Genomic DNA, 24,463 nt, shown 5'->3' on the forward strand with positions numbered 1-24,463 from the left:
GTCTGGCGAACTGAAACTAGACAATAGCTCACACGGCTAGCTCAACAATCTGGGCACGCACCTCTGTGCCGTCTATGTGCAAATGAGCGACTGAAATAGGCAACTTGAATCTTCTGGGACCTGCACTGCCTGGATTGAGAAACAGGATGCCTCCCTGCTCTTCTAGACGTGGTTTGTGAGAATGCCCAGTAATGACAACTCGAACGTTAGCCGTTTGAGATCCTAGCTTCAGCTCCTGACCAATATGCAGAATGTGGACTGCAACTTTTTCGACTTCGACCGTCTCCCGCTCAGGAATTAACTCCGCCCATGCCTCTCGATCGTTATTGCCGCGCACTGCAATTACAGGGGCAATTGCTCTCAAGCCTTCGAGCACCTCTGGCTTACCAATGTCACCAGCATGGAGAATGAGATCCGAGGCTTTCAATGCCTCGATCGCTTCAGGACGTAAAAGACCATGCGTGTCAGAGATGACGCCAACCTGCGTTCCCACCTTGCTTTTCCTATTTTCTAGCCTGCATCTTCTAGTTTGCAAGATTTTTAGAAACCTGGCAGAAATCTGGAACCCGATGCATCCAAATCGACAACTGCTCCGTACTGTTGCCTGAAATCTCACTGATTGCGGCTGGACAGCGATGAACAAAGCAAAACAGACTCTACTCAATCTCTTTCTCGGTGTTATTACCTGTTTGTTGGTGGTTGGTGTTTCAACTCCATCCCTAAGCACAATCACCTCCAACCTCTCTAACTCATCAATCCAGAACGGAGATGCAAAAACTTTCAGTGCGTCCCAATCGGCTCAACCTGCACTAGTTCAGAACCCAATCAATCAGTATTTGATGTCTGATTTGCAGGAAGCAGAATCGGTTCTCATGGCTCAAAGCATGCCCACCAGAAACCTGCAACGCTATGCCGTAATTCTGACCAAAAACAATGTTGTACCGGCTGCTCCATCTACTTCTGCAACTGGTGTAGTTGGGGCTGTATTGGTGGGAGAACGGCTGGTAGTTCGGGGAGACTTCGGCGGCCTATCCAGTGCATTGCGTGATTACACCACGGATCCAGTCAATCCGCCCAACCCCAAAATCACCTCTGCGGTTCACATTCACCAAGGCGAACCCAACCAAAATGGGCCGTTTCAGTACGCTCTAACCGTCACTCCCAACGAGGCTGGTATGGGTGGCAGACTTGCTGGAGAGTACACGCTAACGAGTGAACAGCTCCAGGCACTAGCCGATGGCAAGCTTTATGTGGATCTGCATAGCCAGCGGAATCGCGCAGGAGAATTGCGTGGTACTTTCAGGCCAGTCTAATTGAGTCTGGTCTAATCCAAGTTTTGCAACCATAATCTGAGAATGATTGGTGTTTTGGAAGGACCGTTTAGCACTCCCTTTCAAAACACCAAGCTAAATACCTTTAAAACATCAGAAGCCTTTGGTAACCCCAGCAAGTTTTGCCCCAGTAAGTTTTGATAGAGCATCAATGCTACGATTGGGACTGAAACAGCTTTCTGCCTTTAAGTTAGCTTTTACAGATTCTTTTTGAGCATTCGCCTTCGGGAACAAGCCTTCGCAGTCTATGAAGTCTGAGCACTCTGGCAACCCAGCAATCCCTTTAGCGAGCCAGACAGATGCGGAATTGTTTTTGGCATTGAAGAATGGTCAGACCGCTGCTCTGGGAATCATTTATGACCGCCACGCTGGCTTAGTATACGGGATCGCTCTGAATGCTCTGGGCAATTCTCAGGAAGCAGAGGACTTAACCCAAGACATTTTTCTGACCTTCACCAGAGGAGCTTCTTACGATCCGAAGCGGGGGTCTCTCAGAACGTTTCTAGCCATCCTGACCCGATCACGCGCTATTGACCGACTGCGGTCTCGTAACAGTGCTCGAGAGGTTCTGAAACGCTGGAGACGCAGTGAAGAATATGATGCTACCCCCAATGCTCCACTTGAGCACGCCTTTCAAAATGAGCAGTCTCAAGAAGTTAGCACTGCCCTGGCTCAGTTGTCGGATAGCCAGCAGCAAATTCTGAAGATGGCTTATTACGAAGGTCTCAGCCAGTCAGAAATTGCTGAACGCTTGGCAATTCCTCTAGGTACAGTTAAGGCTAGAGCTAGAAGAGGTCTGCTCAAATTGCGCCAAACGCTCGCACGTTTTACTGGGTAGTTATTTCACTGGCTAGTTACGGTTATGGCTATCTCGATGCCCTTAGAAGAGTTACAGCTATTGATTGCGGGCTATGTCTTAGGTGACCTCAGCCCTGAGGAAGCAGTGCAATTTGAGCAACTGTTGGCACAAAACCCAGCGCTCATGGAGGAAGTTGCTCACATGCAAGCGGCATTGGAGACACCCTACGCGCCAGCCGAAGTGACACCTCCTGCTCATCTGCGTTCGGCGATCCTAGATAAGGTTCACGTTTCTGGCTCCGAAACCAGCTCTTCCGAAATTGGTTCTGAAGTTGGTTCTGAAGTTGGCTCTGGAATTGGCGCAGGGGTTGCTGCAAGATCTCGGAGACAAGTCCAATTGCGCAAGCGGTTGCGCGGCCTCATGGAAGTTGCAGCAGCAGCCCTGATTATCGCCTTAGGAGTCAACAATTACCGCTTATCGCAAGCTTTGCAAACCGCCCAAGCTGAAACCCAACAGTACGCTGCTCTTACTTACGTTCTTGCTGCAACAGAGGCAAACAGTCAGGCTTCGGCTACTGTTGTTGCCGATCCAAACGACCTAGAAGCGACGATAGCGGTCAAGAACTTACCACCTCTACCTACAGGCAAAGTTTATGCTCTATGGACTGTTTTAAAATCAGATGCCCCCTTTACAATGGATGCCAAAAAGGCGATCTTAACGGAGGTGTTTCAGGTTGATGGCAGCGGTAATTTTTCGCAAACAGTTGCGATACCCAAAGCCTATCGCTCTCAAGATCTGGTTACGAAAGTTGCGGTAACTATAGAGGATGCCAACGCACCTCAAAGACACATAGGTTCACCAATCTTAATTACAGGATCTAAGTCATAGGAGTAAGCCTTTTGGTAATCCGACAAAATAAGGCTGCGCTTAGGAGTGAGGTTGTATGAAAGATCCGGCTGGCACTCCTGAATTCCCTTTTTACGGTAGCTACAATTCGTTCATCCTTTGAGGGGAATACTTCTAAAGACTACGCATAGGCTAATCGCAAAGCTGATGATCGTATTGTCAGATGAGTGATCGTAACCAACCGGAGCCATTTCAATACGAAGCTGACCTTTGTGATAGTAACATTTTGCTTTTTCGTAAACAGGATTGCTGATAATTCAAAAATACTGATCTCAAGTAGCAGCAATCTAAGCATCGGTGGGCACTGATGTTGTTAAGTTTTGCATCACTAACCTACCTCTTGGGCATAGCTAGCTTGATTGTAGCTCCCCGATTCCAACCCGGTTGGTCAGTCCTGAAGGACATTTCTGTGACCAAGCCTCTCTAGCCTCCGGTCCATCTCAAAGCTTCATAAGTTCTACTCAATGATGGCAGTCATAGGCAACCATTCATAAGTTTTACTTAAGTGGTAACAGACACAGCATAAGCGACATCTGTCACCACGAGTTCGGTGACGGTCACGGAGTTCAGATCATCTGCTGCCGCAGTTAGATCATCTGCCACCCTGAACTCAGTGACTATCACTAGGTTCGGATCATCTGCTGTCGCAACTGGATCATCTGTCACCCTGAACTTGGGGAGAGCCTCAACTGAATCTATCTGAGCCTATCCCCCAGCCTATAAACTCCCCTTCCCAAACCACTACAGAAATTTTTAGAAGAAATAAGTGAAGGGAAGCAAGAGAAGATCTTGTACGTCAGGGACAAGATACTTAGTTTCAATAAGCTCTTTCTAGTTTGCTGTTGCCGGAAACACTGAGGTAATTCGTGCCAAACTCAGGGTCGCGAAGTCGCTTCAATTTAAAGACCGGATTGAAGATATTTTGATAACATTAACCACCCAATATCATTTGATTCGCTTAACTCAAGGGATCGACGGCCTATTCTTCTACGTAGCTCTGGACCGAGAAAAGGGGAACCTCGCCTTAGCCCGATTCAAGTTGATTGAGTTAGAGAAAAATCTGATTATTTAAGTTATTTAAGCTGGGTGTTTGAGCCACAAAATTTCATCGAGAATCATCCCCAAAGTAGTCTAGAGTAGCCAAGCGATTTTTACGACCTAATTAGAAAAATCCTAAGTCAATCATAGAAATATATAGAAATATAAAGTGAAATTGCTATAAACGGGTGTTAGTTGATCGACAGAAATGCTCCATAAGTTATGAGGTAGGGATTATTTGAAGGCTATTGATGTAGCCTGAAGCAGAGCTCTACTGAGGGTTATAATCTATTCTCCTTACTTACTCACAGGCAAAAAGCATTGGTAACCGGAGCAAGCTCTGGTATGGGTGAAGCCTCTGCCCGTTATCCGGCAAAGGTAGGCGCGTCTGTTGTGGCTAACTACCATTCTGAGAAGAAAGTAGCGGAAAAGATTGTTCACGACATCATCTTCAGCCCTGACTGAAGTGAACTCAAAACACCCTTGAAGCGTTCCGTGCGTTGGCGTAGACCGCACATGGTTTGTATCAAATATTAAGACATTGGTTTAACTCAGAGCTTAACTGGCACATCTTGAGTGGTGGAATTTGGATGGATTTTGCAGACTACAGCAGAGGTACCATAAGAATGATGCATTGTCTTTTTTCTAGCTTTCGTTCTTTTATCTTTCCTACGCTATGCCAACGAAAGTATCGGTAAATTCGGGTCAGATCGTGATTAATGATGGCTCTACATTTTTAGTCACTGATTCCTATGGTTGGATTGATGATAATGTAGCGCAAGGTTTTTTCGTCGCAGATACACGGTTGCTTTCCTATTACGAAGTATCAATCAACCGCGACCGCCTAGTCCTGCTTGCATCTAGCCCAATCAACCATCACAGTGCCCTCTATCAGTTCACCAATCCTGAGCTTCGTACCGTCAATGGCAACGTCCCTAATGGTCGGTTAATGATCAGCATTCGCCGCGATATCGTTGGGGGAATGCATGAAGATATTGATATTACGAATCATCATGCAGAACGAGTTGAATTTCAACTAATGCTGGCGATTCGCTCCGATTTTGCCGATATCTTTGAAGTGAAATCGCAGCAGATTCTTACCCGAGGTGAAACTGAGACAATTTGGCGAGATGGAAAACTGACCACAACGTATCGTAATGCTTCCTTGCATCGTGGACTAGTTACCCAGCCGCAATGCTCCAGTTCTCAACCTCGTTATGCCAATGGTCGCCTATTCTTTGATGTAGTACTTGAGCCAGGGCAGAGCTGGCACACCTGCATTGATTTTGCTGCGATCGTGGATGACACTGTGTTTAACCCACAAAGAACTTGTGCCGTCGAACACGATACAGAAGCCAAGCAAGTCAGCAATGATTTCCTGACTCAAGCGACTAAACTGCGATCATCCAATGCAGAGATTGCAGCTTATTACCAGCAAGCCTTAGTGGACATGGCCGCCCTGCGGATTAAAGTTGAAGCGAACGGGCAGGACTTCTGGATGCCTGCGGCAGGAATTCCCTGGTTTGTTGCGGTGTTTGGACGGGATTCTGTTGTGGTCAGTATGCAGACAATGGCGGTGTATCACGAATTCGCCTATGGGACATTGCTGCGACTGGCGCAACTGCAAGCGACGGAAGTGGATGACTGGCGCGATGCCCAGCCGGGAAAGATGTTGCACGAACTGCGGCGCGATGAACTGACGCAACTCAAGCAGTTACCCTACACACCCTACTACGGCACGATTGACACCACCATTCTCTGGATTGTCACTCTGATGGAAGCGTATCAGTGGAGTCATAACGAGACTCTGCTACACGAATGCAGTGCTCCGCTAGAGAAAGCCCTTGCCTGGATTGAGCAGTACGGCGACTTTGATCACGATGGGTTTGTGGAATATCAGACTCGATCTTCAATGGGCTTACGGAATCAGGGTTGGAAAGATTCAGGCGATTCGATTGTCTATCCCGATGGCACACAGGTTGAACCCCCGATTGCCCTCTGCGAAGTGCAGGGTTATGTCTACAATGCTTGGAAGGACGCTGCCGAGATTTATGACATTCTAGGAGAAGCGGAACGAGCTAAAACACTACAACAAAAAGCAAACGACCTCTATCAGCGATTCAACGATCGCTTTTGGATGGAAGAAGAAGGCTGTTACTGCCTTGGTTTAGATAGTAAAAAACAACAGATTCGTTCGATCGCCTCGAATCCCGGACATTTGCTGTGGTCGGGAATTGTGCCCAAAGAACGGGCTGCTCGTCTAGTGAAACGGTTACTTCAACCAGATCTCTGGTGTGGCTGGGGCATTCGTACTCTGTCCAGCCAGAATCCTGCCTACAATCCCATCAGCTATCAATTGGGGAGTATATGGCCCCACGATAATGCAGCGATCGCAATGGGATTAAAACAATACGGTTATCACAACGAAGCCAACCAGATTGCGGAAGGCATTTTTGCTGCGGCTAGTTACTTTGAAGCAGGACGAATGCCAGAGTTATTCGGTGGAATTGAACGTCAGCCTGGACGGTTTCCTGTCCCTTATCCTGATGCCAACATTCCTCAAGCCTGGGCAGCCGGATCGATTTTTCTACTGATTCGCGCCATGTTAGGACTGGAAGCCAATGCAGCGCAGCGTTCTTTAGCTATTCAACCTGTTTTACCAGACTGGCTACCCGATTTGGAATTAGTCAATCTCCGAGTGGGTGATGCAACTGTAACGCTGCGCTTCTGGCGCGAGGGAGGCCAAACCCAATGGAAGATCACGCATTTGGACGGTGAATTGGCCGTGTACGCAAAGGTCAATAACAATATAGGTGCGAGCGTATGACAATCGCAAATCACTTCGATCTGTTGGATTAAAGGTTGTGCTCAGGCTATTGAGCAGGCCATGACCACAGCAGTAATTGTGCCCTCAACTGGCGAAACTGACCCAGTGACAGGTGCCGTCCCTACTTCTTTCCTAAATTGAGCTAATGTATTTCTAGTGCCACTAGGAAAAAGGCAAATAGCTCTTTAAATCTGGCCGAGGAATAAACAGGAGTTAAAAAAGCCTGAAATGTCTGGGGTTGGAACATTTCAGGCTTTAACCTTAACCTTGCTTAAGGAAGGATTACGAATACTTACCGCAGATGAGTGAGCAGATGAGCGAAGCGATGGTTCATGCAGCGAGTGTTCAGCTCATGCTGCCTCGTCTCGCTCCTACCAATACTTTATAAATCAGCTTTTAGGGATTACAGTAAAGGCATTGGGCAGGATCGGCCGTCTCTTGCTGATTAGGAAATAAAACCCTTTGCTCAAAGCCGCATTTCTTGCAGAAATAGCGAGCTGCTAATACTAAACTGGTTGGCGCTTGGCACCAAGCACAAGGCAATCCGGCTTGCTGTTCAACCACATCAAACCCTGGACAGCTACAGTGAGGACAACAACAGCGAAGCTTTTGAATTAGGTTTTCTGTGGCTTGAGCAATAACTTTCATACGAGTTGGGTTATACATCGCTCGCATGTCAGTTTCTAAATGAGCTTGGCCCAATCGGCTTAACATCCAGGTCACGGTTTCGGTCAAGTCAGCGGTTGTGGTGATGCCTTTGACGATTTCAGGTGTGGATGCCGATTGCCCTGCCGCTACCACCAATCCATGCATAGGGAAGCCCACCTTCTCAGCAAAAGCATGGGCCTCTGGCAAACAAGTTACTTGAGTATGGCTAAAATTGGTCTCCGTTGAGAGAACTTCCCCTACAATTTCCAAATCATTGGCACGGTCAATCAAGACTACAATTTCCCGATTGCAGACAAGAAAGGGCACAGCCGGATGCGCTCCAAAGCTCCCCTCACTAGCCAGTGCTAGATCATTGCCTGTGAGCTGGAGCGCAGCTTCAGCTTTGAGTCGGGCTGCACTTAATTGATCACCCGAACGTTTGATGTCACGGGTAAAGGTCCCGAACTGATCGGTGTCCAATGAGGGCACAACAATTTGCATCCCAAATTCTGGTTGCAGAAGTGGGGCAATGACCTGCTCTTTGCAGTGCATGGTTGCCAGTACCGCCACCCTGCCCTGAAATAAAGAATGGCATTGCTGCTCACTCATCATCATGGGCAAAACGGTTGTAGAGATAGTCCAGAATGTAGTTCCGCAATTTATAGAATTCAGGATCTTCCATGATGCGGTCGCGATCGCGGGGACGGGGGAAGGGAATGGGTATCACTTCACCAATAGTGGCTGCAGGGCCATTGGTCATCATCACTAAGCGATCGGCCAGAAACAGTGCCTCATCAATGTCATGGGTAATCATCAGTACCGTGCAACGGTGATCGCCCCAGATCTTTAGCAGCTCAACCTGCAATTCTTCTTTGGTAATTGCATCCAATGCCCCAAATGGCTCATCGAGAATTAATACCTCTGGACGAATGGCTAGGGCACGGGCAATCGAAACTCGTTGCCGCATCCCACCCGAAAGTTGTGCGGGTTGTTTATGCGCAGCATCTGCTAATCCCACCATTGCCAGGTGTTCGCGGACAATCTGCTTTTTCTCGGCTTCAGACTTGCTGGGATATACAGAATCCACTGCTAAGTAAATGTTTTCGTAGGCCGTAAGCCAGGGCAACAGGGCATAGCCCTGAAATACCATCATGCGGTCGGGTCCCGGTCCTGTGATGCTTCGACCGTGTAAAGTTACCGTTCCATCGGTTGGCTCAGAGAAGCCTCCCACCATATTGAGCAGCGTCGTTTTACCACAGCCAGAGTGCCCAATGACGCAGATGAATTCACCTTCCCGTACATCAAGGTTGACATTTTTTAAAACAACATATTCGCCTTTAGGCGTTGGATAAATTTTGGAAACCTGACTGATGGCAAGAAATGATTCTTGCTGCGATTGGGCATTCTGTTGTGCAGGCTGTGTTCTTAGCGTCTTCATAGTTGGCGAGGATGAATGATGATTGCAAGTTCGCGGACTTAAAGCACTCAGGTAGAAGCGAGATGGCAGAAGCAAGATGGCAGGAATGAGATAATAGCGCTCTTCTTCACGCAGATTTAACCAGGGGATTGGCTAATGCCACGTCTGCCATATAAATGTCGTGCTTAATGTCCAGGCTGTTTAAGTAGGCGATCGGGTCATCCGCATTAAACGTTGTGCCATCAAACAATTGAATGGCACCTCGACTGTAGGTGATATCCGACAAACCTAATTCTCGTGCCGCTGTACTAAACACACTGACCCGGCAAACCCGCTCCAAAATCTCGACCCAATTGCGAGGGAAGGGAACATCGCCCCAGCGTGCCATTTGGGCCATCATCCACAGGTGTTCTGTCCGGCTGGGTCGGTTCACACCTTGCCCGTAGAACTGGTGATGGGCATATTCGCGGGGTGAAGGGTGAAGGCTACAGACCTGCGGATTGGGGTCACCCAAATAGATGTATTGCAAATCAGTTCCCAGGTATTCCCGCCGAGACAAGATCTCACGAGTTTCCTCGTAATTGGCTTCATCCATGCAGTAGGCGCAGGCTTCCAGCAAGGCTTTAACCAAGGCAACGTGAGTATTGGGATAGGTCAATGCCCAATCTTCCCGCACCCCCAATACCTTGCCAGGATGTCCATTCCATACCTCTAGGTCAGTCGCAATCGTGTAGCCAATGCCCTCAACAGCCGCTCGTACATTCCAGGGCTCGCCCACACAGAAGCCGTCGATATTTCCGGCTTGCAAGTTAGCAATCATTTGAGCGGGCGGAATCGTATCGAGACGGACATCGCGATCGGGATCAATGCCGCCTGCTGCTAGCCAGTAACGGAGGAGAAGATTGTGCATTGATGCTGGATGAACCATGCCAAACGTGTGGCGAGTATTCGGCGTTGCCAGCAGTAGATGCTTTAACTCTTTTAGGGTGAAAACGCCCTGCTCATAGAAGCGTTTGTCCAGCGTAATGGCGTTGCCATTACGAGTCAGCGTGAGAGCACTGACAACCGGAAGCGAGCGGCCATCCATTCCCCCCAAGGTTAACCAGATGGGCATGCCAGATGGCATTTGAGCGGCATCTAGATAGCCCCCAACCATACCATCTTGGATTCCGCGCCAGCTAGTCTCGCGTACCAGGCTCACTTCATCCAAACCATGATGAGTGAAAAAGCCTTTTTCCTTGGCAATCGCAAGTGGCGCACAAGCGGTGAGCGGTAAAAAACCAATTTCCAGGTTGACTTTCTCTAAACCGTGACGGGCAACTGCTCCTTGCTTGCGCGCTCGCAGTTGTTTGATGCGCTTTTGCTGATTCAGGAAGTAGATAATTTCACTGCGCATCGAGTAGTAGCTGGGATGATTGACGACTTCCAAGCGTTTACGCGGACGAGGAATATCTACCTCCATAATCTGCCCAATCTTGGACTCAGGGCCATTGGTGAGCATGACCACACGATCGCTCAATAGTAATGCCTCATCGACATCATGGGTCACCATCACCGCTGTAACCTGGCTCTCTTCGCAGATTTTCATTAGCTGCTCTTGGAGGTTGCCGCGAGTCAGGGCATCCAAGGCGCCAAATGGTTCATCTAACAGCAACAGTTTGGGACGAATGGCTAATGCCCGGGCGATTGCCACCCGTTGTTTCATGCCGCCAGAAAGTTGGCCGGGTGGTTTGTCCGCCGCATGCCGTAATCCCACCAGATCAATGTGGTGTTCAATGATGTTGCGTCGTTCTTCAGGGGGCAGGTGAGCCAGCACTTCATCCACTGCCAGTGCAATATTCTCCCGCACTGTTAACCAGGGCAACAGAGAATAGTTTTGGAACACTACCATCTTGTCAGGTCCCGGTTGTTGTACCGTTTCACCATCCAGAACGACGATGCCCTCTGTTGGTAAATCCAGCCCGGCAATCATATTGAGCAGTGTGGATTTACCGCAACCGGAGTGACCAATGAGAGAGATAAACTCACCTTTGCGAATCTCTAGATCAATCCCTTTCAAGGCAATGTAGCGGTTGCCATTGGCTAGGGGAAAGACTTTTTCAATGTTCTCTACAGCAACAAAGGTAGTCATGGTGGTGGTAGGGAGATTGGGGACTAGGAGAGATGGATAAGAGGGAGAGAGGAGAAGGAGGAGGATAATCTATGACTCAGCTTCCACTCGTTTACTAACCCACTCACTCTTAAATTCAGCGGTACTTAGCACTGGCACTTAACACTGGCACTTAGCACTCAGGACTAACGCTGTCCTTCCGGCAGAATCACAGTCTGTAGCCATGCCATGAACTTATCCAGCAGAAGTCCCACGACGCCGATATAAACCAGTGCCAGGATAATTTCGCTTACTTGGCTGTTTTGATAGGCATTCCAGATGAAGAAACCGATGCCAACAATACCGGACATGACAATCTCTGCTGCGATGATAGCCAGCCACGCTAGACCGATCGCAATCCGCAACCCCGTAAAGATGTAAGGCAGAGCAGCGGGAAATAGCACTTTGAAGAAGTACTTTTTGCGAGACAACTGTAGGACGCGAGCAACGTTGTTGTAATCCTGCGGAATTTGCTGCACACCTACCGCTGTGTTAATTAGAATGGGCCATACAGCTGTAATGAAAATCACGAACAAAGCGGCGGGTTGGTTCTGTTGCAAGGCAGCTAGTGCAATGGGAACCCAGGCTAGTGGCGGAACGGTGCGTAACAGTTGAAAGAGTGGATCCAGCGCTTTGGATAGCGTTCTGTTGGATCCAACCAAAATGCCCAAACCAATACCCACGATTGCGGCAAAGGTGTAACCGATCGCTACTCGCTGCAAGCTAGCCAATATCTGCCAGAACAAGCCTTTATCCGTGTCTCCCCTGTCATAAAAAGGGTAGAGGATTAAAATCCACGTTTCTTGCACTACCCTGATCGGACCCGGTAATGTAGCACCTGGCAACCATGAAAAGAGTTGCCAAACTGCTAAAAAAATAACGATCGCAACCAGGGGAGGCAGCAAGTCATCAAAGCGTTCTTTTAGCTTGAAACGTGCTACTGAAGGATGGTCGAACACGGTTTCTGTAGGGCGCTTGCGGGCGATCGTCATGGCTAGTTTCTCCTAAGAATGTAATGGTGCAACACTCGCCTTCAGATGTATTGCAATACATCTGGCACAGTCTTTGTAGTCAGAAAATCTCTAAGATCGTTTGATCTTCAAGCTATCTAAATAAGCTTGAGGATTTTTGGGATCGAAGGTCGTACCATCAAAAAACTCTTCAACCCCACGAGAGGTGCTGGTTGGAATATCTGCCGTTGCAACTCCCAACTCCTTCGCTGCCTCCCGCCAGATGTCCTCTCGGTTAACTTGCTTAATTAAAGCTGGCGCTTTACTGAGAGTATCCTTCGGCAAAAAGCCCCAACGCACGCTTTCTGTCAGGAACCATAAATCATGGCTCTGATAGGGGTAAGACACACTGCCCTTCTCATCTTTCCAGTACAAGGGAGCCAGTGTTTTGTCATCAACAGTTCGTTCGCCCAGGTTGTATTTGCCCATCAAGGGATCGATCAAGACCGCTTCCGGTATACCGAAGTATTCTCGCTGCGCTAAAATCGCGGCCAATTCCTGGCGGTTATCGAAGTTATCGCACCATTGTTGCGCTTCCATTACCGCTTTCAAGATTGCTTTGGTGGCTTTGGGATTCTGATCAACCCAGTCTTTTCGAATTGCCAAATATTCTTCAGGATGGTTCTTCCAAATCTCACCCGTCAATGCGGCAACGAAGCCAGTCCGATCGGCCACAATTCTCTGGGGCCAGGGGTCACCGGTGCTAAAAGCATCCATTGCCCCTCGTTTCATATCGGCAACGGTTTGAGCCGTTGGCACCGTCAGCAATTCCACTTCTGCATCTGGATCAATGCCATTTCCGGCCAACCAATAGCGAATCCAGAAGTCTTGATTGACTTTGGGAAAGGTGTATGCCGCTTTGAATTTTGATCCTTCTGCCTTTAATTGACTAAAGACTTTAGCTTGATCAGCAATCTTCAAGGACAACCCTTTGCCCAGATGCTTGTTGCCGATGGCAATTCCGTTTCCTTGAGTATTTAATTGCGCCAGTACATACATTGGCACTTTGACATTATCTGTAATAATGCCTTCTGAAATCAGATAGGGCATCGGCATCTGCCACTGTCCGCCATCAACGCCACCGCCACCAGATCCAATCTTCACGTTGTCCCGTGCCGAGCCCCAGTTTGCCTGCTTCGAGATCTGCACCTCAGGCATCCCATACTTGGCAAAGAAGCCTTTTTCCTTAGCCACAATTAGTGGTGCCGCTTCAACAATGGGAAGATAACCCAGTTTTGCCGTTGTTACCTCTGGCACTTCTTCCGGTTGCAAATTCGCCACTGGAACAGCAACGGCAGAACTTGTTCTGCCAGTGAGCGTGTCTGGAGGGTTTCCTAAGCACCCTTTAAGAAATACCGCTCCAGCAGATGCTCCTGCAAGGGTTATGAACCGTCGGCGAGAAACATTGGAAAAATTGGACATAGAATCTCCTAACAGCCTTAATGAAAGGTTGCATCTCAGGCCCACAAACGCGCGGTAGCTTGTGTTTTTGGTGTGGGAATCCGTCACCTAACAGGTCACGTAAATCCTGTAGGCAAGGTCATTATGGATCCAAAAAATTTAAGATGTGGGCTGTGTCAGCGTCGCCTATAGGTAACTTGCGCCAGAATCCCTAGGTTTGCTCCTGAAACCCTTGCTACGAGGGCGTTTGTTGTGTGTTAGATGAAAATCAAATAATAGGTATAAGAATAGATATGAGTAGGCGCCAATCTAGCCAGCATTGGTTGACGCTTGAGTCTGTCAACCCGGCTCCCTGACCTGAAGGCCCATGAGAACCCTCACCAGAACGCTTATTGCTAGGCCCTAGTAACTCAAGGCCCCAGTTTCAAGGACAGTAGCTCAAGCGCTCTGATGACTTCTCCGGTTGCAACCTCTTGCACCTCCAGGCAGCTCTCCCGAGCGGATCTGGTGTTAGCAGGATTACCATCACTGGTTGGGCTGGCGTAAGGCATGAACCCTCGCCGCAAGTACACTCAGTCCTGCAAGATTCAATCCTGCAGCATCAGGCCATATTCAATGCCCTCAACCACAGCCTGATAGGACGCCTCCAAAATGTTGCTTGAAACACCCACCGTTGTCCAACGGTGTCGCCCATCGCTCGATTCCACGAGAACTCGGGTGTGCGCTGCAGTTCCAGCGTGGCTGTCGAGAATACGCACCTTATAATCAGTCAGCTGAAAATCGGCTAGGGCTGGGTAAAAGCTAGTCAGCGCCTTGCGTAGAGCAGTATCTAGGGCCGCTACTGGACCGTTACCTTCAGCGGCTGTCAGGTGTTCTTCGCCTTTGACCCGCACTTTAACCGTAGCCATAGACAGAACTTGAGCATCTGGTTGGGCATAGCTCATCACCTGAAAGCCAGCCACTTCAAAGAAAGGTGGACGCTGGCCCAAAGCCTCCCGCATTAGCAGTTCAAAGCTGGCCTCAGCAGCCTCAAACTGAAAGCCTTCGTGCTCCAGCGCTTTCAGTCGGTTGAGAATGGTGCGACAAGCTGGATCATCTTTGGTCAGTTCAATGCCAAAGGTGCGGGCTTTCGCCAGGACATTGCTCAAACCGGCCTGGTCAGAAATAACAATCCGCCGCGAATTGCCAACTTGTTCAGGCGCGATGTGTTCGTAGGTCAATGGATTGCGTTCGACGGCACTGACATGAATGCCTCCCTTGTGTGCAAAAGCTGAGGTGCCCACAAAAGGAGCGTGATCATCGGGAGCCAAGTTGGCAATCTCACTGATCACGCGGCTGGATTCTGTCAGGCGAGCCAATTGTTCCGTTGTCAGGCAGCGATAGCCCAGTTTGAGCTGCAAATTTGGAATCAGTGTGCAGAGATTAGCATTGCCGCAACGTTCGCCGTAGCCATTGATCGTACCTTGAACCATCGTGGCTCCCTCAGCAACAGCACTGAGGGCATTGGCAACGGCCGTACCGGAATCGTTGTGCGTGTGGATGCCCAGACGAGGGGGCGAAGCCAGATTCGAAGCTCGGTTCAGATTGGCTAACCAGTCGCGGACCTCTTGCACCACGGTTTGAATAGTCTGGGGCAAAGTGCCGCCGTTGGTATCACACAGAACTAACCATTCTGCGCCCGCATACACCGCTGTCTGAAGCGTCTCTAAGGCATAGGCACGGTTGTAGTGGTAAGCATCGAACCAGTGCTCTGCGTCGTATATCAGGCGGCGACCCTGACTGCGCAGATAGAGCAGCGTATCGCGGATCATTGCCAGGTTCTCGCCCAGAGTGGTACGCAAGCCCTCAGTTACGTGCAAGTCCCAAGATTTGCCAAAAATCGTGACCCAACGCGTACCAGCCTCCAGAATCGGAGCAAAAAGTTTGTCATCAGCTGCTGAAATGCCAGGGCGACGGGTTGAGCAGAAAGCCACAATTTCTGCCTGAGTTAAGGGGACTTCTTTCAGACGCAAAAAAAACTCAACATCTTTCGGATTTGCGCCTGGCCAGCCCCCTTCAATAAAGGGAATTCCCAAATGGTCAAGTTGTTGTGCAATTCGGAGCTTGTCTTCAATCGAGAGCGAAAGCCCTTCACGCTGGGCACCATCCCTCAAGGTGGTGTCGTAGATCAAAACCGCAGCTTGTGACAAGTCATCAGACGAATTGAGAGCAACCATTACACTGGCTTCACGCGCTAGACAGATCTAAAGTTTATTAGATGGACCCTAAACTACAGAGGCACCCCACAATTGCTGGAGCAGCTTGTCCATAAGTCGTCACCTTGTGTTGGGAGCAGACAGTCTATGCCGAAGGTAACAGCTCAAAGGAAAACCTTTGCCTGTGCAGTTGGGGCTGATTTAGACCCTTGGGTCTGGACTGTTGATGTAAGCCTCCAGAGTTGCTAGTTATGGTGCAAAGTTTTGATGAATCAGAACGCGCAACCGGGCAGCCGCACACGGGTCTGGAGTATTTAACTGAACCCGACTCAAGTGCCGAGCTGGAAGATTTAGCGCTTAACCCGGCCTTTGACTCGCCTCCGGTCGAACCAGTTGGTACTTCTACGGCTGAAAGCCCTGAAAGCTCAGGCGAAATCACCGGTTTAGAAGGCATTACCGAAATTAACTTAGACAATTTAGATCCCGCGGCTGACCCCTCAGCAGGAAATATGATTCCTGCCGAACCTCCAGCCACTAGTCCCTCTGTGATTGCGGCAGCTTCACAAGCTGAGGTTTCATCAGCTGAAGTTTCACCAGATGCGGCTTCACCAGGTGTAGTTCCACTAGGTTCTAATTTTTCTGAATCGATAGCTCCGGCCCCAGATCCGCTACCAATCGACTCAGAAAAAGAGGTCAGTCCCAGTCAACCTGCGCCAACGCTTAGCCCGGATGCAGCATCAGCAGCTCAACCCATTGGGTTGCAGCCCGAAGCTCAGTCCCTGCCCACTCCGGAGCCTACGATTCAATCGGTAGACACTGCAACGCCAGCAGCTGTCCCTGTAGAACCCATTCAAGAGCAGGCAGCCATCCCTGTAGAACCTGTTCAGGAGCAAGAGCAAGCAGTCACACCATCAGCACCACTACCAGATCCAGAGGTCACGCCTGTAGAACCAGCTCAGGTGCAAAGCGGTGGCAATACCGTGATCCAGTCGGGTCAGCCCACCCTGTTGCAACCTGAATTGCAATCTGAAGCCCAGGCATCAGTACCCGCTCCAGCCCCAGAAGCGCCAGAAGCGCCAGAAACCTCACCAGAATTAGAAGCTGTCGATTCAGTCCGACCCGCTCCCTCAGACTCAGACACGCCCCCTGCTCGGATCGTCCCCATTCCCGCTGAAAGGGTGGAGGACCAAGGACCAGACCTGCCGCCTGCTTCTGCTAATGGAACTGGAGTTGTCTGGAGCAACGAGAATCCTAATTTCCATCGGATGGAAGTAGAAGGGCAGCCCTCCGGCCCATTGAACGGACAAATAAGCAATGGACTAGGACCTGCGCCGTTGCAACCTCCTGCTCCGCCTCCAACTGTACAGACCATGCAGGTGAAGCAGCCTCCACCAGTGATACCAGGGAGACCAGCCGCTACAGTCTTACCCGACTCAGAGCAACGGGATCCGCGCTACGAAGCTGCAAGCGCCCGACAAAGCCAGCAAATCTTTATTACCTTCATAGTGCTGGCGGTTGGTTTACTGCTGGGCTTTCTGGCGAACCCCTTTCAGAATCGGAATAACCGTTCTATTCCACCAGAGACTGTGAATCAGGGCCCTTAATCGGGTTTCCTTAAGAAATTACCAGAGATCGTTCTGTAGAAATTGCCGTGAGGAGTTGACTTTGTATGGGCTGGCTGTTGAGAATTCTGCTGTTTCCGCTGCTATTTCTTCTGAGCTTTGCTGCGGGTGGTGCGTTGCGCTTGACCGCTCAGAATCCCAATGGGCAAACCCCAAGGGCTAGCCAAGCACCGCGCTCAGTTCCAAACGCTCAGACACCGGGAGTTGCCGTCTCAGCGCCCAATACGGCTTCAGGCCGCAATACAGCCTCAGGTTCTAATACAGCTTCAGGCCGCAACACGACTTCAGGTCCCAATACAGCTTCAGGCCGAAGCCTAGAGTCGGGAAGCGGTACCTCAGCGGCTGGCACCTCTGCTGCCCCTCCTGCTGGTTGGTAACTGGTCGCAAAAAGCATCGAACCGGATGAAGTGAAGATGTCCCGTCAGATGTCGAGTAGCTCTGATTCGCTAACCCGTTGCTGGACTGTCTTGTCTAGTGGAGCCCTGCTGCTGATTGCCTTGGTCAACCTTCAGCCAAGGATCAAGGTTGACCAGAGGGCTCCATTGCAGAATGTTAAAACTCAGACTCAGTTGATCACCACAACCGAGCCGGCCTCTAGTTTCCAATGGCCTTTCTCAAGTCTTTGGCCTGCGCCGAAACGTCGTTTGGAGGTAAATCTGAGCCAGCGCCAAGTTCAACTGCTCGAGGGAGACCGGGTTGTTGCAACCTATGCAGTAGCAGTGGGTATGGAGGGATGGGAGACCCCGGCTGGGGAGTTCAAAATTACCCAAATGACGCAGAATCCCGGCTGGCGACATCCTTTTACCCAAACGATTGTGCCTCCCGGTAGCCCAGAAAATCCGTTAGGGCTTTACTGGATTGGCTTCAAAACGGATGGGCCTTTGTGGATTGGTTTTCATGGTACTAATCAACCTGATTCAATTGGTCATGCTGTTTCCCACGGCTGCCTCAGAATGCGCAATGAGGACATCTCAGCAATGTATCGTGAGGTCCGAATTGGTACCCCTGTGATTGTGCGGCTGTAGCTGTGTAGCTGCAATCGCAAGCTTGGGATTAGAGATCTGTATTCGCATGCTTATTTGCATACTTAGAGGTTATGCATAGGGGTCGTTCACATTCGATCAGACCCGCCGCCAACTTGTATCTATAGAGGTAGCGGGGGGTCAACAAAGTACATATACTAGTGGACGGCTGCCGATTGTTACATCGGTTCAACTAAGTTGGGTGAAGTCTCAAACTTCAGGGCTACTGAGTGGTTTCTTGTCTGGCAAGCCCCCTATGTTTAACCCAGACTCGATCAGGTCTGTCTTCCTTGCCCAGAGCCAGCAACCTCTGATGGGGCGTGCAGTGTTTCTTGGTGCCGAGCTAGCAGCTCGTTGGGTTGCGGCTGTGCGAATTCCCGGTGGCCTGACTCCACCGTAGACTTTAACTTTATTGCTGCAAGGCCTCTGCATTTCAGCGCCCATTGCTCCCTATAAGAAGAGTGGACTTGGCAGGCTGAATTTGAAAGGGGTCTGAGCTGAGCGTTGGGCCGGTAACCAGGAAGGTTTAACCCCGACGCTAGGGCCTAGCAGAGCTTTTGTATTTGCCAACTTACAGGCCTAGGCAGGTTTTCGATACAGACATCGAAAATCACACCTTGGTCATCCAACCACAGCTATCTAGAGTTAGCGCCAGTAGGCGAACACTTGACATATGGGTATTAAGAGGTCAGATCGCTATCGTCACTATCTTCGCTGTGAGCCTGTTTCACACTGGGCTTATCTCAAGGAAGCCCTCCTCCTGGGACTACTGAGCCGCTTTCCTGGCTTGCCTGGTATCGTCCTGCGCAACTGGTTCTACCGACCCATCTTTGCGCGTATCGGCTCCTTCGCCTTTATTCACGCCAATGTCGAGTTTCGCTGTGCGACTTCCATTCAAATTGGCAATCGTGCCGTGCTCGAACAGAATGTGTTTGTCAACGGCTGGGGACCGAGTAGCCACATCTACATTGGGGACAGCGTCACTCTAGATCAGGGTGTCAATATCAGGGCCCACAAAAATGGTCATATTCAAGTAGGCCGAGGCTCTTATATCGGTCCCTACACTTGCCTATCCGGTCCCAATATTGATATCGGCAAAGATTGTCTAATTGCTTCGCACTCAGGCATTTACGCCAATAACCACTCGTTTGATGATCCCACTTTGCCCATCAAAAAACAGGACAGCACCTACAAAGGCATCGTGATTGAAGACGATTGCTGGCTGGGTACGGGTGTCAAAGTCCTGGATGGGGTAACGATTGGACGGGGCAGTGTGATCGGTGCAGGCGCTGTTGTGACCCGAGATATTCCGCCTGGTTCTGTTGCGGTCGGCGTACCTGCCAAGGTGGTCTCTCGGCGCTCTGCTTCTCAAATGGCTAAGAGAACAACTGAGCCTGGTGTTGTTGCCTGATTGATCTGATCTAGCCTCTAGCCTCAATCGCCTGCCTGTGTCCTTTTGATCAGGCAGGCTTTTTTGTGTTTTTTTTAGTAAAAGTTATCCCCAGCCAAGCGGCAGATTAATGATGCTTGGCCTTGATTGAGATCAGTCCCGCTTGAGGTTGGCTCGAACTGAGCTGGGAAAGCCGCTGGTTGTTTTTTGGAATGAGAACCATTATCATTTTGGTCTGGACCTCTAAAGCTGATGCTAGAGCAACAGACCCTCAGCTGTTCCCACTGCTACAGCATGAGCAGTGGGAACAGCTGAGGGTAGTCATCCAGACCCAATTGAGCAGGAGTGTGCCGTGGGCAGGTCAAAGCAATCTGGGCGATTTTGCAGTCGGGCTCGTCGAGGATCCTGGGCTTTGGTTCTGTCGCTTGCAGTTGCCAACCTGAGCGCTTGTACGCCAGCCACTCCTGAATTAAGAGGTTCGGCCTCTCCTCAAGCTCAAGCCACTGGTTCTGCAACACCAGCAATAAAGACCTTAAAGATCGTCACTACCATCCTGCCAGTAACTGGTTTTACGAAAGCGGTCGCCGGGGAGCGGGCAGAGGTTCGCTACCTTATTCCCACCAATGTTGGTCCCCACGATTATCAGGCCAGGCCTGAAGACGCCCGCACCCTAGCAGAGGCGGATGTGTTGGTGAAGAACGGTCTAGGTATAGAAGAATACCTGGATAACATGATCGCCAACGCCAATCATCCAGGGCTCAAGATCGTTGATGCTAGTCAAGGTGTGTCAACGCTCGGTGCTGATGCAGAAGCACCGGCTCACGTCGGTGGTACGGGTGAGGCTACTGCAACTGACGAGCACGAGCATGAAGGGGAATTTAACCCTCATGTCTGGCTAGACCCTGCTCGGGCAATCCAACAAGTTGAAAATATCCGCGATGGGCTCATTGCCGCTGATCCCCAAGGTCGCGCAATCTATACCGCTAATGCTGCAGCATACATCGAGCGACTAAAAGCTCTGGATGCCGAATTTGCTGCTGCCCTCAAGCCTTACACTGGCAAAGAATTTGTCACCTATCACGATTTTGCGCCCTACTTTGCCCAGCGCTACAAGCTCAAAACCGAGTTTTTGGTGGGCGTTCCTGAGGAGAATCCGGCTCCTGGCGATGTTAGACGGGTGCTCAATGCCGTTCAACAATCGGAACTCAAAACGCTACTGAGCGAACCGCAGGCAACAGGCAGTCCATTTTCAGCTTTGGCAAACGACCTCAAGGTTCAAGTTAGTTATTTTGACCCCATGGAGACCAGTGGACCCGAGGGCGTGCAGCCAGATTACTACTTCACAGTGATGCGGCAGAACCTCAAGAATCTGCGGGCTGCCTTTGGCAGTGGCTCAGCCCAACTGCCGGTCTGGTCGCCCAGTCGAGCCTATGCAGTTTTGCTGCCCAGTCCATAGACCTGAGCGATTAGGGGCTGAGCGATTAGGTTAGGAGTCCAAACTGCATGGAAACTATTTTAGAAGTTGAGCAATTGACCGTCCTTCGCGGTCGTTATGCCGCAGTTCAGGATGTCTCTTTTCGCCTAGAGGCGGGCACGGATACAGCGATCATTGGTCCCAATGGTGCCGGTAAGAGCACCTTGGTTCAGGCCATTCTGGGCATTTTGCCCTGGCAGAGCGGTGAAGTTTCGCTGCTGGGCCAGTTAATGAACCGCTCTGGGCATTTCCCCACGCGTGTCCGCAAGCATTTAGCCTACTTACCTCAAAGCTTTCTGTTCGATCGGGGCATTCCGATGACTGTGTCAGAGCTGGTGGGGTTGGGCTGGGGCCAGTTGGGTCCCAGCTTGCCCGGGCTGGGACATCGCCAGCGTCAGCAAGCGGTCCAACAGGCTCTGACGCAAGTGAATGCTAGCCACCTGCTGCACCAGTCGATTAGCGGTTTGTCTGGGGGCGAAACCAAACGAGTGCTGTTGGCCTGCTGCCTGGTTTGCCCGCGTCGCTTGCTGGTTCTGGATGAAGCTCCCGCTGGCTTGGACTCGCGTGGGGAGTCAGAGTTCTACCAATTACTAAACCAGCTCAAGACCGAGCATCACTGGACTATTTTGCAGGTCTCCCACGATCTGGAGATGGTGAGCCGCCACTGCGATCGGGTTATTTGCCTGAACCGAACTCTCGTTTGCCAGGGACCACCAGAGGTGGCCCTATCCCCCGAAAATTTGATGGTTGCCTACGGTCCAGAGTTCACCCGCTACCGACACAGCCATTGAAGCCCGATCATTGAGGCCCAATCATTAAGGCACAGCTAGTAGGGCAGGCCTGTGGCGCCTGTCTCTGGAGCTAGTTTGTGCGTCTGTCTCTAGGTTTCTACGTTTAGTCAACGACTCGCAGTTTGCCAGCTTGCAGGTGTTCGAAGACTCGGTTGATCTGCAACCGTTGAGCTTCGCTGATCCCGCTACCTGAGGATAGGAGAGTGGTGACAAACCGTCGCTGGTCGGCGCGCGTGATTTTGCCAGATTTAATAATCTGATCCGCCAGTTGCTCGACGGTCTTCTCTGATGGATTGGGGATATACCCCGCATTGGAAGAGAGTCTCATACTGAGCATGTTGTCGGAAGCAAAGACTAGGAATTAAGCAGGGTTAAGGACACTAGACTGGGCGCTGAGGCACTGATTGCTCAAGTGAGAAAGGCTCAAACTGCCACTGGTCTAGGGAATGAGCGCTCAGACGCTGATTGTCTAGATGCAAAGGAGCCTTATGAGGGTCTATTCGCGTCTGGGCAGAAGCTGTCTTGCCGGAGTCTAGGTCTAAGTGATCCGTAGGCTCTAGAGTGAGGCGTTTGCGGTTGAGGGACGGCTGAGTTCCGTTAACTGTTAAGCCGTTGACGCCCAAGTCGCTGCCGAATGGATGGGTTGGCGACGGATGTGTTTGCAGAGATGACTGCACAACCTTTACAAATTGGTCTGGGGCGTCGTAGATCTCAATCAGCTTGTTGATGTCCATCAGTTTCATCACGGGTTGGACGTCCCGTTGTAAGGAGGCTAGGGCTAACCTCACGCGGTGGGCTTTGGCGATTCTTTGGCTAGCGACTAGGGCTCCCACACCGCAGCTATCGATTGAAGTCACCCTAGACATATCAACCAAGAGATGCGGATAGCGACCTTTGCCGGCTTCCTGAAGCTCTCGCCCGAAGTAGACCGCTTCTAATGAGCACATTTTGCCCCGTGGGCTGAGAACAATGATCTCGTAGTGCTGGCGCGCTACTTCGCCCCTCAGGCAACTTACCTCACACAGCATGCCGTTCTCCAGGAAACATTAGAGCGAACATCACGGAGGACTAACATCCGAACTGACTCAGGCTATTCCCTGCTTTCGAATGATTGAGCTGTCAACTAGCTTCGAAAGCCCGATCAGCACCAAGAAAAGTGTCAAGAAAGTCAGGACTGTTAATTCGGTAGATGCGCTTAAGCCGAGTTCGAGTCGCTTCAGTTTAAGTTTCAGTGAAGGCAGCTGCGCCAGGATGACTAGAATGATCGCTTCCTAAGACTTGACCCTAGGACCTGAAACTGAAGATGCTTAAACCGGCAATAGGTCTAGAAACCAGCGTGTTAAGAACCTTATCCCTGACTCTAAGTTTAGGTGGCTGGCTCTGCTCTCAGGGATGGCTTGTATACTTGACTTTATGCGTACGGGGAACGGTGGATTTACGGGTTAGTACTCAAAACCTTTCCAAAACCCCAGAAAAACTGGTATATTCACTGTTGCAAAGGTTGACTTTGTCTCAGTGGTGCGCGGGGATCGTTCTTGACAGCTCGACATTCTGGCTATACAGGGAAGCTACTGGCCTTCGTGCAAATCTGCTGCTCTCCTCGATGATTGACTGAGGGTGCCTCAGCAGCGTTTGGACCCAAGGCAACAGCTGTTGTCGTGAGCTCTATGAAAATTGAAGTGGATGGTGGAGCTTGACAGACCGCTTTCTAGCGTTGAAGGTAGGAACTCCTGCTGTCCTCGCTAGCACAGCAGGCAGCACTATGAAGCAAATCCTTGTTGTTGACGATGACCCTCCTTTTGTTGCAGCTTTGGCAGCCTTACTTCAAGCTAGAGGCTACCGAGTGCAAACAGCTCGCAATGGGCTAGAGGCTCTAGATATCCTGACTGCTCCACAAGCTCAAATCCCAGATGTTGTGGTAGCAGATGTTGCTATGCCCTGGTGCGACGGCTTAGAGCTTTGCCGTCGGGTACGCTACCACCCCGAATTCGAGTTTCTCCCCTTTATTTTCCTCTCAGCTCGCACCCAGCCCCAAGATCGAGTCGCAGGTCTGCGGATTGGTGCCGATGATTACCTGATCAAGCCGTTTGACCCAGAAGAGTTAATTGTTCGAGTCGAAAACTTGCTGGAGCGGGTGCGACGCATGCACTCAGAGATTGTTCGAGCGGTTAGTCGGCAACCCTCAGAACCGGAAGCAAGCACTGCGAGTGCAGAACCACTTCTGACTACCCTGCCGAAGGATTCACCGATTGCCAGTCTGACTGCAACTGAGCGAGAGGTGTTTCAGTGGGTTGCTCGGGGTTTGACCAACCGCGAGGTCGCTGATCAAATGCATCTATCAGTGCGCACGGTGCAGGGGCATGTGGCAAATATCCGCGCCAAACTGCATCTACCGCGTCGTGAAGCGATTGTGCAATTTGCCTATCAGCACCGTCTGATGTGA

At 50.4% G+C, this 24,463-nt stretch carries 22 protein-coding genes; 12 read left to right on the forward strand and 10 right to left on the reverse strand.

Annotation, left to right across the window (positions count from 1 at the left end; translation table 11 throughout):
- Window positions 1-28 precede the first annotated feature (28 nt).
- Window positions 29-493 (reverse strand): metallophosphoesterase family protein, encoded by a 465-nt coding sequence (locus tag H6F94_RS17745; protein ID WP_190803566.1) that lies wholly within the window; start codon window positions 491-493, stop codon window positions 29-31.
- A gap of 142 nt (window positions 494-635) precedes the next feature.
- Between H6F94_RS17745 and H6F94_RS17750 the strand changes: the two genes are divergently transcribed.
- The 3 genes from H6F94_RS17750 (at window position 636) to H6F94_RS17760 (ending at window position 3,018) form a co-directional block, all read left to right on the forward strand.
- A complete protein-coding gene (locus H6F94_RS17750) occupies window positions 636-1,313 on the forward strand; it encodes a CHRD domain-containing protein (protein ID WP_190803567.1) in 678 nt (225 codons plus the stop codon).
- A gap of 265 nt (window positions 1,314-1,578) precedes the next feature.
- On the forward strand, window positions 1,579-2,169 hold the full coding sequence (locus H6F94_RS17755; protein WP_190803568.1) for a sigma-70 family RNA polymerase sigma factor: 591 nt from the start codon (window positions 1,579-1,581) through the stop codon (window positions 2,167-2,169).
- Window positions 2,170-2,193: 24 nt separating this feature from the next.
- A complete protein-coding gene (locus tag H6F94_RS17760) occupies window positions 2,194-3,018 on the forward strand; it encodes an anti-sigma factor (protein ID WP_190803569.1) in 825 nt (274 codons plus the stop codon).
- A gap of 519 nt (window positions 3,019-3,537) precedes the next feature.
- Here the strand turns inward: H6F94_RS17760 and H6F94_RS17765 are convergent.
- Window positions 3,538-3,702: a hypothetical protein gene (locus H6F94_RS17765; RefSeq protein ID WP_190803570.1), complete on the reverse strand. Its 165-nt coding sequence runs from the start codon at window positions 3,700-3,702 to the stop codon at window positions 3,538-3,540.
- Window positions 3,703-4,750: 1,048 nt separating this feature from the next.
- Between H6F94_RS17765 and H6F94_RS17770 the strand changes: the two genes are divergently transcribed.
- On the forward strand, window positions 4,751-6,901 hold the full coding sequence (locus H6F94_RS17770) for an amylo-alpha-1,6-glucosidase (RefSeq protein WP_190803571.1): 2,151 nt from the start codon (window positions 4,751-4,753) through the stop codon (window positions 6,899-6,901).
- Window positions 6,902-7,297: 396 nt separating this feature from the next.
- Here the strand turns inward: H6F94_RS17770 and H6F94_RS17775 are convergent, their stop codons facing one another.
- The 6 genes from H6F94_RS17775 to cimA all read right to left on the reverse strand — a co-directional run bounded on the left by H6F94_RS17775 (window position 7,298) and on the right by cimA (window position 15,742).
- On the reverse strand, window positions 7,298-8,164 hold the full coding sequence (locus tag H6F94_RS17775; protein WP_242041251.1) for a DUF6671 family protein: 867 nt from the start codon (window positions 8,162-8,164) through the stop codon (window positions 7,298-7,300).
- On the reverse strand, window positions 8,151-8,987 hold the full coding sequence (locus tag H6F94_RS17780) for an ABC transporter ATP-binding protein (RefSeq protein WP_190803572.1): 837 nt from the start codon (window positions 8,985-8,987) through the stop codon (window positions 8,151-8,153). Before H6F94_RS17780 ends, H6F94_RS17775 begins: the two co-directional genes overlap by 14 nt.
- A 106-nt stretch (window positions 8,988-9,093) precedes the next feature.
- Entirely contained in the window at window positions 9,094-11,097 is a 2,004-nt protein-coding gene (locus H6F94_RS17785) for a nitrate ABC transporter ATP-binding protein (protein WP_190803573.1), read from the reverse strand.
- Between the two features lie 164 nt (window positions 11,098-11,261).
- A complete protein-coding gene (gene ntrB / locus H6F94_RS17790) occupies window positions 11,262-12,107 on the reverse strand; it encodes a nitrate ABC transporter permease (protein ID WP_190803574.1) in 846 nt (281 codons plus the stop codon).
- A gap of 90 nt (window positions 12,108-12,197) precedes the next feature.
- Window positions 12,198-13,547 carry a CmpA/NrtA family ABC transporter substrate-binding protein gene (locus H6F94_RS17795; protein ID WP_190803575.1) on the reverse strand — a complete coding sequence of 450 codons (1,350 nt, stop codon included), beginning with the start codon at window positions 13,545-13,547 and terminating at the stop codon, window positions 12,198-12,200.
- 566 nt (window positions 13,548-14,113) lie between these two features.
- Entirely contained in the window at window positions 14,114-15,742 is a 1,629-nt protein-coding gene (gene cimA / locus H6F94_RS17800) for a citramalate synthase (protein ID WP_190803576.1), read from the reverse strand.
- Between the two features lie 230 nt (window positions 15,743-15,972).
- Here cimA and H6F94_RS17805 point away from each other — a divergent pair, with 230 nt between their 5' ends.
- The 7 genes from H6F94_RS17805 (at window position 15,973) to H6F94_RS17835 (ending at window position 22,020) form a co-directional block, all read left to right on the forward strand.
- Window positions 15,973-17,325 carry a hypothetical protein gene (locus H6F94_RS17805; protein ID WP_190803577.1) on the forward strand — a complete coding sequence of 451 codons (1,353 nt, stop codon included), beginning with the start codon at window positions 15,973-15,975 and terminating at the stop codon, window positions 17,323-17,325.
- Window positions 17,326-17,390: 65 nt separating this feature from the next.
- Window positions 17,391-17,720: a hypothetical protein gene (locus tag H6F94_RS17810; protein ID WP_190803578.1), complete on the forward strand. Its 330-nt coding sequence runs from the start codon at window positions 17,391-17,393 to the stop codon at window positions 17,718-17,720.
- Window positions 17,721-17,756: 36 nt separating this feature from the next.
- A complete protein-coding gene (locus H6F94_RS17815; RefSeq protein WP_190803579.1) occupies window positions 17,757-18,368 on the forward strand; it encodes a L,D-transpeptidase in 612 nt (203 codons plus the stop codon).
- A 253-nt stretch (window positions 18,369-18,621) separates the two neighbouring features.
- Entirely contained in the window at window positions 18,622-18,765 is a 144-nt protein-coding gene (locus H6F94_RS17820) for a hypothetical protein (RefSeq protein WP_190803580.1), read from the forward strand.
- Window positions 18,766-19,038: 273 nt separating this feature from the next.
- On the forward strand, window positions 19,039-19,776 hold the full coding sequence (locus tag H6F94_RS33015; protein ID WP_190803581.1) for an acyltransferase: 738 nt from the start codon (window positions 19,039-19,041) through the stop codon (window positions 19,774-19,776).
- A 280-nt stretch (window positions 19,777-20,056) separates the two neighbouring features.
- Window positions 20,057-21,211, forward strand: a complete 1,155-nt coding sequence (locus H6F94_RS17830; RefSeq protein ID WP_313949322.1) for a metal ABC transporter solute-binding protein, Zn/Mn family — start codon at window positions 20,057-20,059, stop codon at window positions 21,209-21,211.
- 47 nt (window positions 21,212-21,258) lie between these two features.
- Window positions 21,259-22,020 carry a metal ABC transporter ATP-binding protein gene (locus H6F94_RS17835; protein WP_190803582.1) on the forward strand — a complete coding sequence of 254 codons (762 nt, stop codon included), beginning with the start codon at window positions 21,259-21,261 and terminating at the stop codon, window positions 22,018-22,020.
- A gap of 103 nt (window positions 22,021-22,123) precedes the next feature.
- On the opposite strand, the gene H6F94_RS17840 is transcribed toward H6F94_RS17835, so the two are convergent.
- Both H6F94_RS17840 and H6F94_RS17845 read right to left on the reverse strand, forming a co-directional pair.
- The gene (locus H6F94_RS17840; RefSeq protein WP_190803583.1) at window positions 22,124-22,348 is read right to left on the reverse strand and encodes a hypothetical protein; all 225 of its coding nucleotides are present in this window, start codon (window positions 22,346-22,348) and stop codon (window positions 22,124-22,126) included.
- 52 nt (window positions 22,349-22,400) lie between these two features.
- Complete coding sequence (locus H6F94_RS17845; protein WP_190803584.1) at window positions 22,401-23,048, reverse strand: STAS domain-containing protein; 648 nt, start codon at window positions 23,046-23,048, stop codon at window positions 22,401-22,403.
- 734 nt (window positions 23,049-23,782) lie between these two features.
- Here H6F94_RS17845 and H6F94_RS17850 point away from each other — a divergent pair.
- Window positions 23,783-24,463, forward strand: coding sequence for a response regulator transcription factor (locus H6F94_RS17850; RefSeq protein WP_190803585.1), 681 nt, complete (start codon window positions 23,783-23,785; stop codon window positions 24,461-24,463).

The organism is Leptolyngbya sp. FACHB-261 (assembly GCF_014696065.1).
Taxonomy (GTDB): Bacteria; Cyanobacteriota; Cyanobacteriia; order FACHB-261; family FACHB-261; genus FACHB-261.

What these genes read in the sequence shown, in the direction of transcription:
- H6F94_RS17750 (WP_190803567.1), top strand. Translation starts at nt 636, where the DNA reads ATGAACAAAGCAAAACAGACTCTACTCAATCTCTTTCTCGGTGTTATT.
- H6F94_RS17755 (WP_190803568.1), top strand. Translation starts at nt 1,579, where the DNA reads ATGAAGTCTGAGCACTCTGGCAACCCAGCAATCCCTTTAGCGAGCCAG.
- H6F94_RS17760 (WP_190803569.1), top strand. Translation starts at nt 2,194, where the DNA reads ATGGCTATCTCGATGCCCTTAGAAGAGTTACAGCTATTGATTGCGGGC.
- H6F94_RS17770 (WP_190803571.1), top strand. Translation starts at nt 4,751, where the DNA reads ATGCCAACGAAAGTATCGGTAAATTCGGGTCAGATCGTGATTAATGAT.
- H6F94_RS17775 (WP_242041251.1), bottom strand. Translation starts at nt 8,164, where the DNA reads ATGATGATGAGTGAGCAGCAATGCCATTCTTTATTTCAGGGCAGGGTG.
- H6F94_RS17780 (WP_190803572.1), bottom strand. Translation starts at nt 8,987, where the DNA reads ATGAAGACGCTAAGAACACAGCCTGCACAACAGAATGCCCAATCGCAG.
- H6F94_RS17785 (WP_190803573.1), bottom strand. Translation starts at nt 11,097, where the DNA reads ATGACTACCTTTGTTGCTGTAGAGAACATTGAAAAAGTCTTTCCCCTA.
- ntrB (WP_190803574.1), bottom strand. Translation starts at nt 12,107, where the DNA reads ATGACGATCGCCCGCAAGCGCCCTACAGAAACCGTGTTCGACCATCCT.
- H6F94_RS17795 (WP_190803575.1), bottom strand. Translation starts at nt 13,547, where the DNA reads ATGTCCAATTTTTCCAATGTTTCTCGCCGACGGTTCATAACCCTTGCA.
- cimA (WP_190803576.1), bottom strand. Translation starts at nt 15,742, where the DNA reads ATGGTTGCTCTCAATTCGTCTGATGACTTGTCACAAGCTGCGGTTTTG.
- H6F94_RS17805 (WP_190803577.1), top strand. Translation starts at nt 15,973, where the DNA reads ATGGTGCAAAGTTTTGATGAATCAGAACGCGCAACCGGGCAGCCGCAC.
- H6F94_RS17810 (WP_190803578.1), top strand. Translation starts at nt 17,391, where the DNA reads ATGGGCTGGCTGTTGAGAATTCTGCTGTTTCCGCTGCTATTTCTTCTG.
- H6F94_RS17815 (WP_190803579.1), top strand. Translation starts at nt 17,757, where the DNA reads ATGTCCCGTCAGATGTCGAGTAGCTCTGATTCGCTAACCCGTTGCTGG.
- H6F94_RS17820 (WP_190803580.1), top strand. Translation starts at nt 18,622, where the DNA reads ATGTTTAACCCAGACTCGATCAGGTCTGTCTTCCTTGCCCAGAGCCAG.
- H6F94_RS33015 (WP_190803581.1), top strand. Translation starts at nt 19,039, where the DNA reads ATGGGTATTAAGAGGTCAGATCGCTATCGTCACTATCTTCGCTGTGAG.
- H6F94_RS17835 (WP_190803582.1), top strand. Translation starts at nt 21,259, where the DNA reads ATGGAAACTATTTTAGAAGTTGAGCAATTGACCGTCCTTCGCGGTCGT.
- H6F94_RS17840 (WP_190803583.1), bottom strand. Translation starts at nt 22,348, where the DNA reads ATGAGACTCTCTTCCAATGCGGGGTATATCCCCAATCCATCAGAGAAG.
- H6F94_RS17845 (WP_190803584.1), bottom strand. Translation starts at nt 23,048, where the DNA reads ATGCTGTGTGAGGTAAGTTGCCTGAGGGGCGAAGTAGCGCGCCAGCAC.
- H6F94_RS17850 (WP_190803585.1), top strand. Translation starts at nt 23,783, where the DNA reads ATGAAGCAAATCCTTGTTGTTGACGATGACCCTCCTTTTGTTGCAGCT.